Origin of the sequence: Roseateles rivi (assembly GCF_043555845.1) — a bacterium.
Classification (GTDB): domain Bacteria; phylum Pseudomonadota; class Gammaproteobacteria; order Burkholderiales; family Burkholderiaceae_C; genus Roseateles; species Roseateles rivi.
In genome coordinates, this window is sequence record NZ_JBIGHZ010000001.1 from 62,164 (window position 1) to 77,637 (window position 15,474).

The 15,474-nt window shown below is 65.4% G+C and carries 10 protein-coding genes; 8 read left to right on the top strand and 2 right to left on the bottom strand.

Features of this window, described 5'->3' with window-relative positions:
- Positions 1 to 12 precede the first annotated feature (12 nt).
- From ACG0Z6_RS00250 to ACG0Z6_RS00260, 3 genes are all read left to right on the top strand, one after another.
- Positions 13 to 1,812, top strand: a complete 1,800-nt coding sequence (locus tag ACG0Z6_RS00250) for a DUF1800 family protein (protein ID WP_394457717.1) — start codon at positions 13 to 15, stop codon at positions 1,810 to 1,812.
- Between the two features lie 19 nt (positions 1,813 to 1,831).
- On the top strand, positions 1,832 to 3,358 hold the full coding sequence (locus ACG0Z6_RS00255; protein ID WP_394457719.1) for a DUF1501 domain-containing protein: 1,527 nt from the start codon (positions 1,832 to 1,834) through the stop codon (positions 3,356 to 3,358).
- Positions 3,359 to 3,528: 170 nt separating this feature from the next.
- Entirely contained in the window at positions 3,529 to 5,346 is a 1,818-nt protein-coding gene (locus ACG0Z6_RS00260; RefSeq protein ID WP_394457721.1) for a DUF1800 domain-containing protein, read from the top strand.
- A gap of 12 nt (positions 5,347 to 5,358) precedes the next feature.
- Here the strand turns inward: ACG0Z6_RS00260 and ACG0Z6_RS00265 are convergent, their stop codons facing one another.
- Entirely contained in the window at positions 5,359 to 6,867 is a 1,509-nt protein-coding gene (locus ACG0Z6_RS00265) for a YifB family Mg chelatase-like AAA ATPase (protein WP_394457723.1), read from the bottom strand.
- A 300-nt stretch (positions 6,868 to 7,167) separates the two neighbouring features.
- Between ACG0Z6_RS00265 and ACG0Z6_RS00270 the strand changes: the two genes are divergently transcribed.
- From ACG0Z6_RS00270 to gshA, 4 genes are all read left to right on the top strand, one after another.
- Entirely contained in the window at positions 7,168 to 7,977 is an 810-nt protein-coding gene (locus ACG0Z6_RS00270) for a TorF family putative porin (protein ID WP_394457726.1), read from the top strand.
- Positions 7,978 to 8,235: 258 nt separating this feature from the next.
- Positions 8,236 to 8,574 carry a P-II family nitrogen regulator gene (locus tag ACG0Z6_RS00275; RefSeq protein WP_394457728.1) on the top strand — a complete coding sequence of 113 codons (339 nt, stop codon included), beginning with the start codon at positions 8,236 to 8,238 and terminating at the stop codon, positions 8,572 to 8,574.
- Between the two features lie 19 nt (positions 8,575 to 8,593).
- Complete coding sequence (gene amt, locus ACG0Z6_RS00280; protein ID WP_394457730.1) at positions 8,594 to 10,036, top strand: ammonium transporter; 1,443 nt, start codon at positions 8,594 to 8,596, stop codon at positions 10,034 to 10,036.
- Between the two features lie 59 nt (positions 10,037 to 10,095).
- Positions 10,096 to 11,379 (top strand): glutamate--cysteine ligase, encoded by a 1,284-nt coding sequence (gene gshA, locus ACG0Z6_RS00285; RefSeq protein ID WP_394457731.1) that lies wholly within the window; start codon positions 10,096 to 10,098, stop codon positions 11,377 to 11,379.
- Here the strand turns inward: gshA and ACG0Z6_RS00290 are convergent.
- Positions 11,376 to 12,350 carry a LysR family transcriptional regulator gene (locus ACG0Z6_RS00290; protein WP_394457732.1) on the bottom strand — a complete coding sequence of 325 codons (975 nt, stop codon included), beginning with the start codon at positions 12,348 to 12,350 and terminating at the stop codon, positions 11,376 to 11,378. The two genes, gshA and ACG0Z6_RS00290, sit on opposite strands and share 4 nt — an antisense overlap.
- Before the next feature lie 138 nt (positions 12,351 to 12,488).
- On the opposite strand from ACG0Z6_RS00290, the gene ACG0Z6_RS00295 reads away from it, so the two are divergent.
- Positions 12,489 to 15,446, top strand: coding sequence for a TonB-dependent receptor plug domain-containing protein (locus tag ACG0Z6_RS00295; protein ID WP_394457733.1), 2,958 nt, complete (start codon positions 12,489 to 12,491; stop codon positions 15,444 to 15,446).
- The last annotated feature ends 28 nt before the right edge of the window (positions 15,447 to 15,474 follow it).

Below are 15,474 nucleotides of genomic sequence, written 5' to 3' on the forward strand. Positions count from 1 at the left end.
CAGGGGAACATCATGAAGTGCAAGGTTTCAACAGGTACAAAGGTCGGCAAGCTCGCTGCGATTGGTTTTGCCAGTGCATTGGTGGCTTGTGGCGGTGGTGGCAGCCAAGTGCAAGAAGGGGAGTCCGCAAGCCGTTCCCAGGCCCAGGGCCTGCGCGCAACGGGTTTGATTGTTGGCAAAAACGACCGCCCCGCCACGCGGGCCGAAGCGCACCGCTTCTTGATGCAAGCCACTTTTGGCCCGACAGAGGACGACATCAACGCCGTCATGAACCTGGGCTACAGGGAGTGGATTCAATCGCAATGGACGGCACCGGTGAGCTCGCACCTGGCCAACTTTGATGCCGCCGACGCCTATGTGAAGTCCAAGAACCCCACGGAAGGCGCCTATGTGCAAGACGTCAGCAGCAGCTTCTACAAGGTGGCGCTGACCGGCAAGGACCAACTGCGCCAGCGCACGGCCTACGCGCTGTCGCAAATCTTCGTGGTCTCGACCCAAAACGACGGCATCAAGTTCTACCCCCGCACCGCCGCGGCCTACTACGACGTGCTGGCCAAGCATGTGACGCTGCAGTACCGCGGCCTGCTGGAGCAAGTGACGCTCTCGCCGGCCATGGGCCTCTACCTCTCCAGCATGCAGTCGCTCAAGGAGGACGCCACAACAGGCCGCATTCCCGACGAGAACTACGCCCGCGAGATCATGCAGTTGTTCTCCATCGGCCTGCACAAGCTCAACCCCGACGGCACGCTGCAGCTCAGCAACGGCCAGCCCATTCCGACCTACGGGCCGGACGATATTTCCGGTCTGGCCAAGGTCTTCACCGGCTGGAGCTGGGGAGGGTCTGACACCCAAACCGGCCGCTTCTGGGGCTGGTGCCCGGAGTTCTGCTCGGCCGAGCGTCTGGTGCAGCCCATGCGTGGCTACCCCAGCTTCCATTCCTCCGAGGAAAAGCGTTTCCTGGGTGCGGTGGTGCCGCGCCAAATGGTGCCCAATCCCCACGCCAGCCTGAAGGTGGCACTGGACACCCTGGCCGCTCACCCCAATGTGGCGCCCTTCATCTCGCGCCAGCTCATCCAGCGCATGGTCAAGAGCAACCCCAGCCCCGCCTATGTGGCCCGTGTGGCGCAGGCCTTTGGCCCCAGTGGTGACATCAAGGCAGCCGTGACGGCGGTGCTGCTGGACGCCGAGGCGCGCGACATGACGCAGGCCGCCGCGGCCGATGCTGGCAAGGTCCAGGAGCCGGTGCTGCGTCTGACGCAGCTGCTGCGCTCGCAAGGGGCCAGCAGCGACAGTGGGATGTGGCTGGTGGGCATGACGGACGACCCGGCCAGCGAGCTGGGCCAATCGCCCCTGAGCTCGCCCAGCGTCTTCAACTTCTTCCGCCCCGGCTATGTGCCCACCAGCGGTGAGGCCGCCGCCCGCGGCATGACGGTGCCCGAGCTGCAAACCGTGCACGAAACCACCGTGGCGGGCTACACCCAGTACATGCTCGACGGACTCTCCCACGGCATCGGCATGTATGGCCGCCACTGGGATGCACCGCGCCGCGACATCCAGTTCAATATCAGCGCCGAAATGGCCTTGGCTCATCAGCCTGCGGCCTTGGTCAAGCGCGTCACAACACGGCTCTTGGGGGGGCGTAGCAACCCAGCGCTGGAGTCGGAAATTCAAGCTGCTGTGCGCTCGGTCCACCTCGACGCTCTCAGGGCAGATGGCTCCAACGCCCAGCAGGTGAATGAGCAAAAACGTAACAGAGCCCTGCTCACCCTATTCCTGACGACGGTTTCGCCCGAATACACGGTGTTGAAGTAATTCCCTTGGGGTGATCAGCATGTCTCCGATTCGCTTGACTCGACGCAGCCTCCTGGGCCGGGGTGCAGCCCTGGCCTCCCTGGGTGGGGGTAGCGCATTCGCACTGAACTTGGCCGCGCTGGGCAGCGCCAGCGCCGCGGCCTCCGACTACAAAGCCCTGGTGTGCATCTTCATGTATGGCGGCAACGATGCTTTCAACACCGTGCTGCCCACCGACGAGGCCTCCTGGCGCGCCTACCAGGCGGTGCGGCGCCAGGCGCCGGACTCCATCGCGCTGCTGGCCCCCGGCACGCTGGCCCAGGCCAACGCCAAAGTTGGCACACCGGAGCGCTTGGGTGGTGTGCTGCCCATCACGCCGCGCAACGCCCAAGGCCGCCAATTTGCGCTGCACCCCCTCATGGGCAGCACCCGCGATATGTTCAACGCCGGGCGCCTGGCGATTGTCTCCAACGTCGGCCCGCTGATGCGCCCCACCACCAAGGCCGAATACGCCAGCGCCAGCCACCCCAAGCCCTCTGGCCTGTTCTCGCACAACGACCAGCAGTTCCACTGGCAGGCCATGCGTGGCGAAGGCGCCTCCAACGGTTGGGGCGGACGCATGGCTGACTTGCTGGCCAGCGCCAATCACCACGCGCTGTTCACGGCCATCTCGACCTCAGGCAATGCGGTGTTTCTCTCCGGCCGCCAAACCCTGCAGTACCAGATGGGCTTGAACGGCGCAGTGCGCATCGGCGTGGGCAATGGCCACCATCTATTCGGGTCGGTGTCGGCACAGGAGTCCTTGCGGCGCATCATGCGCAACACGCGCACCGACGATGTGCTGGGCCGAGACCATGCCGCTGTGGTGGGCCGCTCGATTGATGCCGAAGCTCTGATCAACGGCGCGCTGCCCTCGGCCACCAGCAGCCCCTTTGGCACGCCAGGCTTGTCGCAATGGGCCCCCGAGCCTTTGCTGATGTACGACGACCCACTCAGTGGCAGCAAGGCCATCAACCCCTTGGCCCAGCAGCTGCAGGTGGTGGCGCGCATGATCGCGGCGCGCAGCGCCTTGGGGCTCAAGCGCCAGGTGTTCTTTGTCAGCATGAGCGGCTTTGACACGCACGACCAGCAAAACCGCCAGCACGCCAAGCTCATGGCCCGCCTGGCCCACGGCATGCAGTACTTTGGCGATGTCGTGCAAGCCATGGGGATGGCCGATCAGGTCACCACCTTCACGGCCTCGGACTTCGGCCGCACCTTCACCAGCAATGGCGATGGCACCGATCACGGCTGGGGCGGCCACCACTTTGTGATGGGCGGCGCGGTGCGCGGCGGCGACATCTACGGCGAGTTCCCACAGCTGGGTGTGAAGAACAGCAATAACAACGATTTCGACAGCAGCCCCCACCAACTGCGCAACGGCGCCTTGCTGCCCAGCACCTCGGTGGACCAGTTCGGTGCCACGCTGGGCTCGTGGATGGGGGTCAGCGAGACCACCATGCTCGACGTATTCCCGAATTTGGGGCAGTTCGACAGCAACCGCCGCACCTTGGGCTTCATGGCTTGAGCGACCCGGCCGATAGAGCCTACAGCCGCACCGCCAGGCACTGCGCCTGGCGGTGGCGCAAGGGCCAGGCCTGTGCCATCCAAGGCAAGTGAGGGGCCACCGGCGAAGGCGTCGTGGTTGAAGGCTTCGACAGGTCGGCGGACAGTGCCTGTCGGGGTAGGAGGACTGTGGTGAGACAAACAGCAATCAACGCGCGCCTGCCTGGCTGGCTGGCGCTGTGCTTGGCGGGTCTATTGAGCGCTTGCGGCGGCGGCGGCGGTGGGGGCAGTCCGGCCGCCACTGCAGCGCCGCAGGCGCCTGTGCCCACGCCTGCACCCCCAGCGGCGTCGGCGCCGGTACTGGTGGACGACGGCAGCAGCGCCAAACCCGCCACGCGCGAGCAGGCCTACCGCTTCCTCATGCAAGCCAGCTTCGGGCCCACACCGGCCGATATCGATCGCGTCATGGCGCTGGGCTATGCGGCCTGGATCGACGAGCAATGGGCCGCACCGCAAAGCTCCCACGTGGCGAATTGGGACGCGGCCGATGCCCAGCTCAAACAGCAAAACAGCCAGGAGCACGGCGGCGTGCTGGACGTGGTGGGCAGCTTCTACAAAGTGGCCGTGACCGGCCCCGACCAGCTGCGCCAGCGCGTGGCCTATGGGCTGTCGCAAATCTTTGTGGTCTCCACCGCCAACGACAGCGTGTCCTTCGAGTCGCGCAATGCCGCGGCTTATCTGGACCTGCTGGCCACCCATGCCGGGGGCAGCTACCGCGCGCTGCTCGAAGGCGTGGCGCTGTCGCCTGCCATGGGCATGTACCTCTCGCACATCCGCAATCAAAAAGAAGACTATGCATTGGGCCGCAGCCCCGATGAAAACTTCGCACGCGAGGTGATGCAGCTCTTCACCATCGGCATGGTCCAGCTGCAGAGCGACGGCACACCGCTGCTGGTGAATCAGCAAACACAGCCCACGTTTACAGCGCAAGACATCACCGATCTGGCCAAGGTCTTCACCGGCTGGAGCTGGAGTGCGCCCCAGACCACAGAAGGCTGGTTCTGGGGCTGGTGCCCCGAGTTCTGCATGGCCGGGCGCGAAACGCAGCCCATGCAGGCATATGCGCAATACCACTCCACCAGCGAGAAGCGCTTTCTGGGCGTCACCATCGAGGCCCAGACCAGCCCCAACCCGCTGCGCAGCCTGAGCGTGGCGCTGGATACCCTGGCGGCCCACCCCAATGTGGCGCCCTTTCTGGCGCGCCAGCTCATCCAGCGCATGGTCAAAAGCCACCCCAGCCCAGCCTATGTGGGGCGTGTGGCACAGGCCTTGGGGCCGCAGGGCGATTTGAAGTCCATGGTCAAGGCCGTGCTGCTGGACCCCGAGGCGCGCGACATGCGCCAGGCCGCGCTGCCCGAAAGCGGCAAGCTGCAAGAGCCCGTGCTGCGCATGGCGCATGCGCTGCGCACCCTGGGTGCCAGCAGCGACAGCGGGCAGTGGCTGGTGGGCCTGACCGACGACCCCTCGCAAGAGCTGGGGCAAACGCCGCTGCGCGCCCCGGCGGTGTTCAATTTCTACCGCCCGGGCTTTGTGGCGCCGGGCACGCTCACGGGCCAGCGCGGGCTGACCATGCCGGAGTTTGAGCTCGTCAACGAGACCTCGGTGGCGGGCTATGCGCAATACATGCTGGACGGCGTGGCCAACGGCTTTGGCATGTATGGCCGGCTGTGGAAGGCGCCGCGGCGCGACATCCAGCTGCCGCTGGAGGCCGATCTGCCCTGGGCCGACCAGCCCGATGCGCTGGTGGAGCGCATCACTGCGCGGCTGCTGGGCGGGCGCGTCAATGCCGCCTTGCGTCAGGAGTTGCAGGACGCCGTGGCCACGGTGGCGGTGGAGCCGCTCAAAGCCGATGGCAGCAACCGCAGTGCGGTGCAGCAGCAGCAACTCAACCGCGTGCGCTTGGCCATCTTCCTGACCCTGGCTTCCCCGGAGTACGCGGTGCTCAAGTGAGCGCGCAGCGGCTTAGCGCCGCGCGGGCAGGGCACGGCGCAGCTGGATGGCCTCGCTCACATGGGCCGATTCAATCTCCACGCAGCCGCTGAGGTCGGCAATGGTGCGCGCCACGCGCAGCACGCGGTGGTAGCTGCGCGCTGACCAGGCCAGGCGCTGTGCGGCCTTTTGCAGCAGGGCGCTGGCCGCCTCGCCCAAGGGGGCGTGCTGGTCCAGCTGTGCGGCGCCCAACAGCGCGTTGACGCAACCCTGGCGTGCCAGGGCGCGTTCGCGCGCGGCCACCACGCGTTGCGCCACGGTGTGGCTGGGCTCGCCATCGGGCAGCTCGGCCAGGGTGTGGGGCGGCAGCACGGGCACCTCGATGGTCATGTCAATGCGGTCCAGGAAGGGGCCCGAGAGCCGGCCCTGGTAGCGCGCCACCTGATCGGCGCTGCAGCGGCAGTCCTGCAGCGGGTTGCCCAGCTGCCCGCAGGGGCAGGGGTTCATGGCGGCGATGAGCTGAAAGCGCGCTGGGAATTCGGCCTGGCGCGCGGCGCGCGAAATCAAAATGCGCCCGGTCTCCAGCGGCTCGCGCAGGGCTTCGAGGGCGCTGCGGTGGAACTCGGGCAGCTCGTCCAAGAACAAAATGCCGTGCTGAGACAGCGAAATCTCGCCCGGGCGCGGCGGCGAGCCTCCGCCCACCAGCGCCACGGCCGACGCGCTGTGGTGTGGCGCGCGAAACGGCCGCTGGCCCCAGCGCGCGGGGTGGAACTGCCCGGCCAAACCCAGCAGGGCTGCGGACTCCAGCGCCTCGCTGGCTGGCAGCGCGGGCAGCAGCCCGGGCAGACGCTGCGCCAGCATGGATTTGCCCGTACCCGGTGGGCCCACCATCAGCAGGCTCAGACCGCCCGCGGCGGCAATCTCCAGCGCGCGCTTGGGCGCGGCATGGCCTTTGATGTCGCGCAGGTCGGGCAGCCAGGGCTCGGGCTGGGGTTCGGGCGCAGTGCACAGGGGCAGGGCCTCGCTGCTGTGGGGCTGCAGCACGGCCACCAAGTCCAGCAGGTGGCGTGCCTCGCGCACCTTGAGGCCCGGCACCAGGGCGGCCTCGGCGGCACTACCCGGGGGCAGGATGAGTTCGCGGCCCGTGTCGCGCAGCGCCAGGGCCATGGCCAGGGCGCCGCGCACGGGGCGCAGCTCGCCAGACAGCGCCAGCTCCCCCGCGCACTCAAAGCGCGCGAGCTGCTCGGCGTCAATCTGCCCGCTGGCGGCCAGCAGGCCCAGGGCCACGGGCAGGTCAAAGCGAGCGCCTTCTTTGGGCAGGTCGGCGGGGCTGAGGTTGACGGTGATGCGCTTGTTGTGCGGGAACACCAGGGCGCTGGAGAGCAGAGCGGCGCGCACGCGCTCGCGCGACTCTTTCACCTCGGTGTCGGGCAGGCCCACCAAGGTGAAGCTGGGCAGACCGTTGCTGAGGTGGACTTCCACGCCCACGGCGACGGCGTGCAGACCATCGAGTGCGCGGCTGTTGACCAGGGCCAATGACATGGCGGCTCCTCTCCCTTGGGCATGGCCGCTGATTCTGCCCAGCAAGGCCTGGGGCGAAGCGGGCCTGTCTTGGCCCTGCACCGCACAGGCTGAGGAAGATGTTGCGGTGCGGATTCAGCAAAGCGCTGAACTGCCCGGCATTTGCCGCGCAAACCGCAAAAGAGCGCGCGAAGTGGGCATTCGTACCAACACGAGAGCAGCGCGCCGACGCACATTCGGCGCCGGAGTGCTGGCACGCGACCTGTGCAGAGATGTGCGGCACGACCTCCTCGTCCTCTTGCACTGAATAGGAGTTCGCGCATGAATTCAATCAAGAAGCATTGGCCTATGGCGCTGGGTTACGCGGCTGTTGCTGCCACGGCGGTGTTGGCCGTCAAGCCCGCCGAGGCGGCCGAAGACTACAGCCTGAGCGCCAACGCTGGTGTGGTCAGCGACTACCGCTATCGCGGCATTTCTCAAACACGGCTCAAGCCCGCCGTGCAGGCCGGGGTGGACTTTGCTCACGCCAGCGGCACCTATGTGGGCGTGTGGGCGTCAAGCATCAAGTGGACCCGAGACATCCCCGAGGGCGGCGGCAAGGCCGAGATCGACATCTATGCCGGTTACAAGCACAAGATGGACAACGGCATGACGCTGGACCTGGGCGGCCTGTACTACTGGTACCCCTCCAGCCATTTGGTGCACAACACCGACTATGTCGATGCGGACACGTTCGAGCTCTACACCGCGCTGAGCTGGGGGCCGCTGACGCTGAAGTACTCGCATGCACTCACGCCCTTGTTTGGCCTGACGTATTCGCCGCTGCTCAAGGAAGGCAAGGGCACGCGCAACAGCGGCTATTGGGATGTGTCGGGCAATTTCGAGCTGCCTTATGGGCTGATACTCACGCCCCACATCGGCCACCAGCGCGTGGCCGGCACGCTCAACCCACAGGCCAGCTACACCGACTACTCGCTGACCCTGTCCAAAACCTACAAGGGCTTCACTCCCAGCCTGACGCTGGTGGGCACCAATGCCGACCAGAGCTACTACGTGCCGGGCACGCTGGCGCGCAGCACCCAGTTTTTGGGCAAGCGCGGCGTGGTTGCTGGCTTGAAGTACACGTATTGAGGCGCGGGGTGGGCGCGGTACAGCCCCGCCACACCCCCCAAGCCCAGGCTCACCAACTTGGTGCCAAGCCTGGGCCATGCGCACTGAAACGGTGCATCCGGGGTGGGCGCGTGATGCGCCGCACCCCCCTGTGCCCTGACATGGGCCTTGGCACAGAAACTGCAAGCGTTCCTCGCAGGCCATAAATTTTCAGAGCGCGCCAGGCCCAGAGGCCTGTGTGCAGCACTCTGAGTCAACCTGCCACACGAGAGGGACGTCATGAAGTTGATCAGCGCGGTCATCAAACCCTTCAAGCTCGACGAGGTGCGCGAAGCCCTCAATGCCATCGGCATCCAGGGCTTGACCGTCACCGAGGTCAAAGGCTTTGGCCGGCAAAAAGGCCACACCGAGCTCTACCGCGGCGCCGAGTACGTGGTGGACTTCTTGCCCAAGGTCAAGGTCGAGGCTGCGGTGCCAGCGGCTGTGGTGGACCAAGTCATCGAAGCCATAGAAAAGGCTGCACGCACCGGCAAGATTGGTGACGGGAAGATCTTCGTGACGGAGCTGGAGCAGGTCCTGCGCATTCGTACCGGCGAGACTGGTCCAGACGCTTTGTAACTCAAGGCACGGAGGCTCCATGATCAAACGCTGTTTGACCGCGCTGGCGCTGGTGGCGCTGACTTTTTCGCTGACGCCCGAGGTCTGGGCTCAGGCTGCTGAGCTGCCAGCAGCGGCCTCCGCCCCGCACTTCGACAAGGGCGACACCGGCTGGCTCATGCTCTCGACTTTGCTGGTGGTGCTCATGGCCGTGCCGGGTCTGGCGCTGTTCTACGGTGGCCTGGTGCGCAGCAAAAACATGCTGTCGGTGCTGATGCAAGTCACCGTCACCTTCTCGCTGGCGGTGGTGCTGTGGGTGCTGTATGGCTACAGCCTGGCCTTCACCCAGGGCAATGCGCTGATTGGCGGCACCGAGCGCTTGCTCATGCGCGGGCTGTGGGACCCCGTCAGCGGCGTGTTCTCGCCCGCGGCCACCTTCAGCAAAGGCGTGGTCGTGCCTGAGATCGCTTTTGCCGCCTTCCAGGCCACCTTTGCCGGCATCACCTGCTGCTTGATCGTGGGCGCGTTTGCCGAGCGCATCCGCTTCGCCGCTGTGCTGCTGTTCATGGTGCTGTGGTTCACCTTCAGCTATCTGCCCATTGCCCATATGGTGTGGTTCTGGGCCGGGCCTGACGCCTACACCCATGCCGACGTGGTGCCCGCGCTGCAGGCGCAGGCTGGCTTGATCTGGCAATGGGGGGCGCTGGACTTTGCGGGTGGCACGGTGGTGCACATCAATGCCGCCGTGGCGGGCTTGGTGGGGGCGGCCATGGTGGGGCCGCGCCTGGGCTGGCGGCGCGAGGCCTTCACCCCGCACAGCCTGACGCTGACCATGGTGGGCGCGGCGCTGCTGTGGGTGGGTTGGTTTGGCTTTAACGCGGGCTCGGCGCTGGAAGCCAATGGTGTGGCCGCGCTGTCCTTCATGAACACGCTGGTGGCTGCTGCGGCTGCGGTCTTGTCTTGGAGCTTGGGCGAGGCCCTGCTCAAGGGCAAGGCCTCCATGCTGGGCGCGGCCTCGGGCGCGGTGGCGGGCTTGGTGGCCATCACCCCGGCGGCGGGCAATGTCGGCCTGGGTGGCGCCCTGGTGATCGGGCTGGTGGCTGGGCCTGCTTGCCTGTGGGGCGTGAGTGGCCTCAAGCGCGTGCTGGGCGTGGACGATGCGCTCGATGTGTTTGGCGTGCACGGCGTGGGCGGCATTGTTGGTGCCTTGCTCACCGGCGTGTTCAACAGCCCGGCCCTGGGTGGGCCCAGCATGGTGGGCGATTGGGTCACGCTCAGCATGGTCCCCGCGCAGGACTACAGCATCGCCGCACAGGTCTGGGTGCAGGCCAAAGCGGTGGGCGTGACGGTGCTGTGGTCCGCCGCGGTGTCTTACGCCGCTTTCAAGCTGGTGCAAGTCACCATCGGGCTGCGGGTGTGTGAGGAAGACGAGCGCCAGGGCCTGGACATCACGGCGCACGGCGAAACGGCGTATCACAAGTAGTCTGGCGCCCGTGGGGGCCCACCTAAAATCGGGCTCCCCACAGCTTTCAAGAGCGCGCCATGGTCCCCCACCTCACCACTGCACTGAGTGGCCCGATCAACGAGCTGGAACAGCGCGTTCTGGAGTCCATGCCCGCCATCGAGCGCTGGTTTCGCCTCGAGTGGATGGAGCACACGCCCACCTTCTACGCCTCGGTGGACTTGCGCAACGCGGGCTACAAGCTCGCGCCGGTGGACACCAATTTGTTCCCGGCGGGCTTCAACCACCTCAGCGAAGAGGTCTTGCCCCTGGCCGTGCAAGCGGCCATGGCCGCCATCGAGAAAATCTGCCCCGAGGCCAAAAACCTGCTGCTGGTGGTGCAGCGCCGCCAGCCCGATAGCTTCTACCTCAGCCATTTGCTGACCCTGGTGCGCATCTTCACCATGGCCGGCCTGAACGTGCGCCTGGGCACCCTGGATGAAACCGTGCAAGAGGCGCAAACCCTGCGCCTGGCCGATGGCCGCAGCCTGCAGATCGAGCCGGTGCTGCGCCAGCGCTCGCGCATCGGGCTCAAAGATTTTGACCCCTGCACCATCTTGCTCAATGACGACTTGAGCGCGGGCATTCCCGACCGGCTGCGCGCCTTGCACGAGCAATACCTGCTGCCACCGCTGCACGCGGGCTGGCCGCTGCGGCGCAAGCGCCATCACCAGCAGGCCTACGAAGAGGTGTGCAAACGCTTTGCCAAGCTGCTGGGCATGGACCCCTGGCTGCTGGTGCCCGCCACCGTGGCGCAGCAGCAAGTCGACTTGAACCAAGCCCAGCATGTGCAGGCCTTGCAGGCGCAGGTGGACGTGGTGCTGTCGCGCACGCGGCGCAAGTTCAAGGACTACGGCATTCAAGAAAACGCTTTTGTCGCCATCAAGCCCGATGCGGCTTCGTGCAGCGACTGCGTGCTGATGGTGCGTGACGCCAAAGACCTGCCCGAGATCTTGGCGCGCCACGGCGCCAGCACGCGCTTGCCCCAGGGCCCTTGCGACCTCATCGTGCAAGAGGGCATCCCGAGCTACGAGCGCATTCACGACACCGTGGCTGAGCCTGTGGTCTGCCTGATGGACCGCTTTGTGGTGGGCGGCTACTACCGCGTGCACGCTGGGCGCCAGGAAAACGAAGCCCTGAACGTGCCGGGTGCGCGCTACGTGCCGCTGGCCTTTGCGCAAGGGGCGCAGCTGCCGCGCCCGGGCGAGACGCCGGGGGTGAGCGCGCCCAATCGCTTCTACATGTACGGCGTGGTGGCGCGCCTGGCCATGCTCGCTGCCAGCTATGAGCTCGAAGCCACCGACCCCGAGGCCGAGGAGCTTTAAACCTGCGCGGTGTTGAGTGGTGGTGCGGTGTTGAGCGCCGCCTCGCACATCAGCGCTTTGAAGCGCGTCACCAGCTCCGACTGCGGCTCTGGCAGATGCCACATCATGAGGTCGGAGAGCGGAATCTCCACGGCCAGAGGCAGGATCTTCACCAGCTCGCGCTGCGCCGCCATGCGCGCCACGGGCTCGGGCAAGATGGCCAGCAAGGGCAGGCGTCTCAGCATGGACAGCGCCAGCATGGTGTCGCCCGTTTCGATGAGCTGATTGGGCAGGGGCAGCCCCATGCGCTGCCACAGCGTGTCGCGCAGCGCGCGTGAGCGCGTGCCCGGCAGATGCCACACCCAGCCCTGCTCGTTGAGCTGCGCCCACGTCACCTGTCGCTCACGTGCCAGGGGGTGTAGCTGGCTGATGACCAGCACTTCGCGCGTCGAGCCCAGCGAGGTGTGCGCCAAGTCAGGCACCATGTCGTGGTCCGGCGTGCGCGCCACCACCAAGTCCAGCCGCCCGGCACGCAGTTCGGCAAACAAATCGCTCACCGCATGGGTGCGCACGCTGAGCGTGACTTGGGGGAAGTCGCGCTTCATGGCGGCCATGGCGTCGGGCAGCACTTGTGCCAGCGCAGCATTGGTGGCCCCAATCAACAGCGCCCCGGAGGCCCCCCGCGCAATCGAGGCCGCATCCTCGGCACCGCGGCGCAGGTCGGATTCGAGTTTTCGCCCCAGCGCCAGCAGCCGTTCGCACAGCGGCGTGGCACGAAACCCACGCCCGCGGCGTGCAAACAGGGTAATTCCTAGCTCTTGCTCCAGTTCCGCCAGCGCCTTGCTGACGGCGGGCTGCGTCACGTGCAGCAGCTCTGCCGCAGCGCTCACGCTGCCCCCTGTGTCCAGTGCTAACAACACCCTCAGGTGCCGCAGGCTCATGCGTCTTGTGACGAAGTTCTCGACTTGTTCCGGGGAGGGGCTGTTGTGCATCAGGGATAGGACTTATTGGGCGCGGAATAACCGCGCGAAAACTCTAGCAAAACATTGCCTCATGCAAGGTCAACACATTGAAACGTAGGGTCTGGACTTTGCGAATAATGCGCAGCTTTTGAAGTTTTGGGGAACTCCATGAAACACCGTCTTCATCTTGTGGCCTTGGCCACCATTGTCGTGTCCATGCAAGCGCAGGCCCAGTCCGCACCTGTGGGAGAGCCCCAGAAGCTCGAAAAGGTCCAGGTCACGGGCTCGCTCATCAAGCGCGTTGATCGTGAAACGCCCTCGGTGGTGCAGCGCATCACGTCCGAAGACATCAAGCTCAGCGGCTACGCCAGTGTGACGGAGATGCTGCGCTCGGTCAGTGCCGTGGACAGTTCCTCCGTGGGCGATGGAACGGGTACGGGTTTTGTTTCGGGCCTGTCCACCATCTCGCTGCGCGGCATGGGCTCGCAAGGCACGCTGACCCTGATCAATGGCCGCCGCATCGCGCCGGCTGCTGCGGTGGACATCAACTTCGGTCGGGGCAACCTGATCAACGTCAACACCATCCCTAAGGCTGCCATCGCCAGCATCGAAATCCTGAAGGACGGCGCCTCCTCACTCTATGGTTCTGACGCCGTGGCCGGGGTGGTGAACTATGTGCTGAAGAAGGAATACAACGGCGTTGAAGGCAGCGTGGAGTACGGCGCGGCCCCCGATGGCGTGGGCCAGAACAAGCAAGCCAGCATGAGCTTTGGCTTTGGCAATCTGGATACGCAGCGCTTCAACATCTTTGGTGGCTTTGAGGTGTCGCGCCGTGACCCGGTGATGCTCAACGAGCTCAAGGATCGCGGCAACTTGGAACTGATGAACCGCTACCTGATTGCCGGCAACGGTTCCCCGCGCTTCTCCGCAGACTCGGTGGCTTCGCCCTGGGGTAACTACTACAAGCTGCCCACCAGCCTGTCGGGCAGCACGACCATTGACGGCGTCAAGGTCAATAACAACAGCACCGTGGGTGTGAACTATCTGGGAACCCTGCCCGGCTGCCCGGACGACCTGCGTGTTGGCGCTGGCGTGCCCAAGCGGCCCGAATGGTTCTCGGCCACCACGGGCAGCCAGCCCGTGGGCATGTGCCGTTTCAACAGCGATGAAGCGGCTCAGGCCATTTCCAAACAAGACAAGTTCGGCGGCAGCCTGCGCGGCACCTACCAGGTCAACGACGACTGGCAGGTTTTCGCCGACCTGATGGTGGCCCGCACCCGCACGACTGAAACGTTTGCACCCCAAGCTTTGACCACCACGCTGGGCACGGCCAGCAACCCCAATGTGGTGACTTGGCCCAAGCTCGATGGCACGATGGTGCGCTACCCCACCATCGTGCTGCCCGTGGGGCACCCCGACAACCCCACCAATGGCAAGGCCAATTCGCAGCCGGTGCAGCTGATCTACCGCTTTGCCGACATCGACCGCCAGGACATCGCCACTTATGACGCGGCGCGCTTCAGTGCCGGCTTTGTGGGTGTGGCTGCGGGCTGGGACTTGGACAGTGCCTTTATCTACTCGCGCCAGAACTCTGAACGCGTTCGCCAGAACCAGCTGCGCGCCTCGCTGCTGAAAGACGCCATCAAGAACCAGACCTACCGCTTTGGTCAGGTCAACGACGCGGCGGCCATCGCCACCGTGGCTTCTGACGCCATCGTGGAAGGCAATGCCAGCATCATGTCGGCGGACCTGCGCGCCAGCCGCCCTTGGTTTGACCTGCCCGGCGGCAAGGCTGGCGTGGCTGTGGGGGCGGAGTTCCGCCGCGAAACCCTGGAAGCCGCACCCAACGAGGCTTACCAGTCCGGCGACTTTGTGGGTTTGGTGGCCAACGGCACGTCCGGCGCACGCAACTCCACAGCCTTGTTCGGCGAGCTGAGCTTGCCAGTGTTCAAGAGCCTGGAGCTGCAAACGGCGCTGCGCACCGAGCGGTACAGCGACTTTGGCAACGCCACCACCGGCAAGCTGGGTTTCAAGTGGTCGGCGCTGCCCTCCATCCTGGCCTTCCGCGGTACAGCGGCCACGGGTTTCCGTGCTCCGTCGATCTCGCAGATCAGCAAGTCCTACATGTCGTCCTTCCACAGCTTCAGCCAGTACCGGGTGGTGGATCCCGTGCGCTGCGACGTGACAGACCCCAAGAACCCCGTGAGCCGGACTGATCCACCTAACAGCCGTGACTGCAATGTGCTGGGTTTCAGCTCGGCAACGCCCAACCCTGGCAGCCTTCCTACCACGGTGGCCGCCAACCCTAACCTCAAGCCTGAGAAGTCGCACAGCTTCACCCTGGGCTTGCTGTTCTCGCCTTTCAAGAACGCCGACTTGACCTTGGACGGCTGGTATTACAAGCGCAACAACGAAGTGCGTGTGCAACGCGGCGTGGACTTGTTGGCTGACTACGCTGCGGATCCAGCAACGTGGGGCGACAAGGTCATCCGTGACAGCGACCCCGCGACCTGGGTGGTGGACAAGGCCACGGGCAAGACCATTCCCAACAGCGGTCCCATCCTGATGCTGGTGCGCCAGTACCGCAACTTCAACTGGACCAAGACCGCTGGCTTGGACTACGAGCTGAACCTGCGTTTGCCCACCGAACAGCTGGGGCAATTCACCTTCAAGGTCGACGGCACCCTGACCAAGCGTTTTGACTACAAGATCCTGAGCACGGACGCCCCGACTGTCGCTGTGGGCACGACCAGCAGCGACATCCCCAAGTCCAAGGTCAAGGTCACGCTGTCGTGGAAGAAGAATGACTGGAGCAGCTTTGTGCGCTTCAACCACGAAGACAAGCTCAAAGCCTCCACGACCGATACCTGCCTGAGCTCTACCGCAGCCAACTACACGCTGCTGCGTGACAACGCTCTGTGCTACGTCACCGCCAAGCAAAGCACCGACGTGGGCCTGACCTACCGTGGCTTCAAGGGCTTGACCCTGTCGGCCTCGGTGCTCAATGTGGGCAATCAGTACGGCTACACCTTGAATGGCCCAGCTGCACCGGGCTATTACGATGGTGGCTCGGCAGGGCAAGTGGGCCGCCGCTACAACCTGGTGGCGAGCTACGAGTTCCGCTGATCGGCGTTGATGCCAAGACCCCGAGGGC

Bases quoted from the DNA above. Each gene is read 5' to 3' on its own strand.
- gshA (WP_394457731.1), top strand. From the start codon at position 10,096: ATGGTCCCCCACCTCACCACTGCACTGAGTGGCCCGATCAACGAGCTG.
- ACG0Z6_RS00275 (WP_394457728.1), top strand. From the start codon at position 8,236: ATGAAGTTGATCAGCGCGGTCATCAAACCCTTCAAGCTCGACGAGGTG.
- ACG0Z6_RS00270 (WP_394457726.1), top strand. From the start codon at position 7,168: ATGAATTCAATCAAGAAGCATTGGCCTATGGCGCTGGGTTACGCGGCT.
- ACG0Z6_RS00290 (WP_394457732.1), bottom strand. From the start codon at position 12,350: ATGCACAACAGCCCCTCCCCGGAACAAGTCGAGAACTTCGTCACAAGA.
- amt (WP_394457730.1), top strand. From the start codon at position 8,594: ATGATCAAACGCTGTTTGACCGCGCTGGCGCTGGTGGCGCTGACTTTT.
- ACG0Z6_RS00265 (WP_394457723.1), bottom strand. From the start codon at position 6,867: ATGTCATTGGCCCTGGTCAACAGCCGCGCACTCGATGGTCTGCACGCC.
- ACG0Z6_RS00295 (WP_394457733.1), top strand. From the start codon at position 12,489: ATGAAACACCGTCTTCATCTTGTGGCCTTGGCCACCATTGTCGTGTCC.
- ACG0Z6_RS00255 (WP_394457719.1), top strand. From the start codon at position 1,832: ATGTCTCCGATTCGCTTGACTCGACGCAGCCTCCTGGGCCGGGGTGCA.
- ACG0Z6_RS00250 (WP_394457717.1), top strand. From the start codon at position 13: ATGAAGTGCAAGGTTTCAACAGGTACAAAGGTCGGCAAGCTCGCTGCG.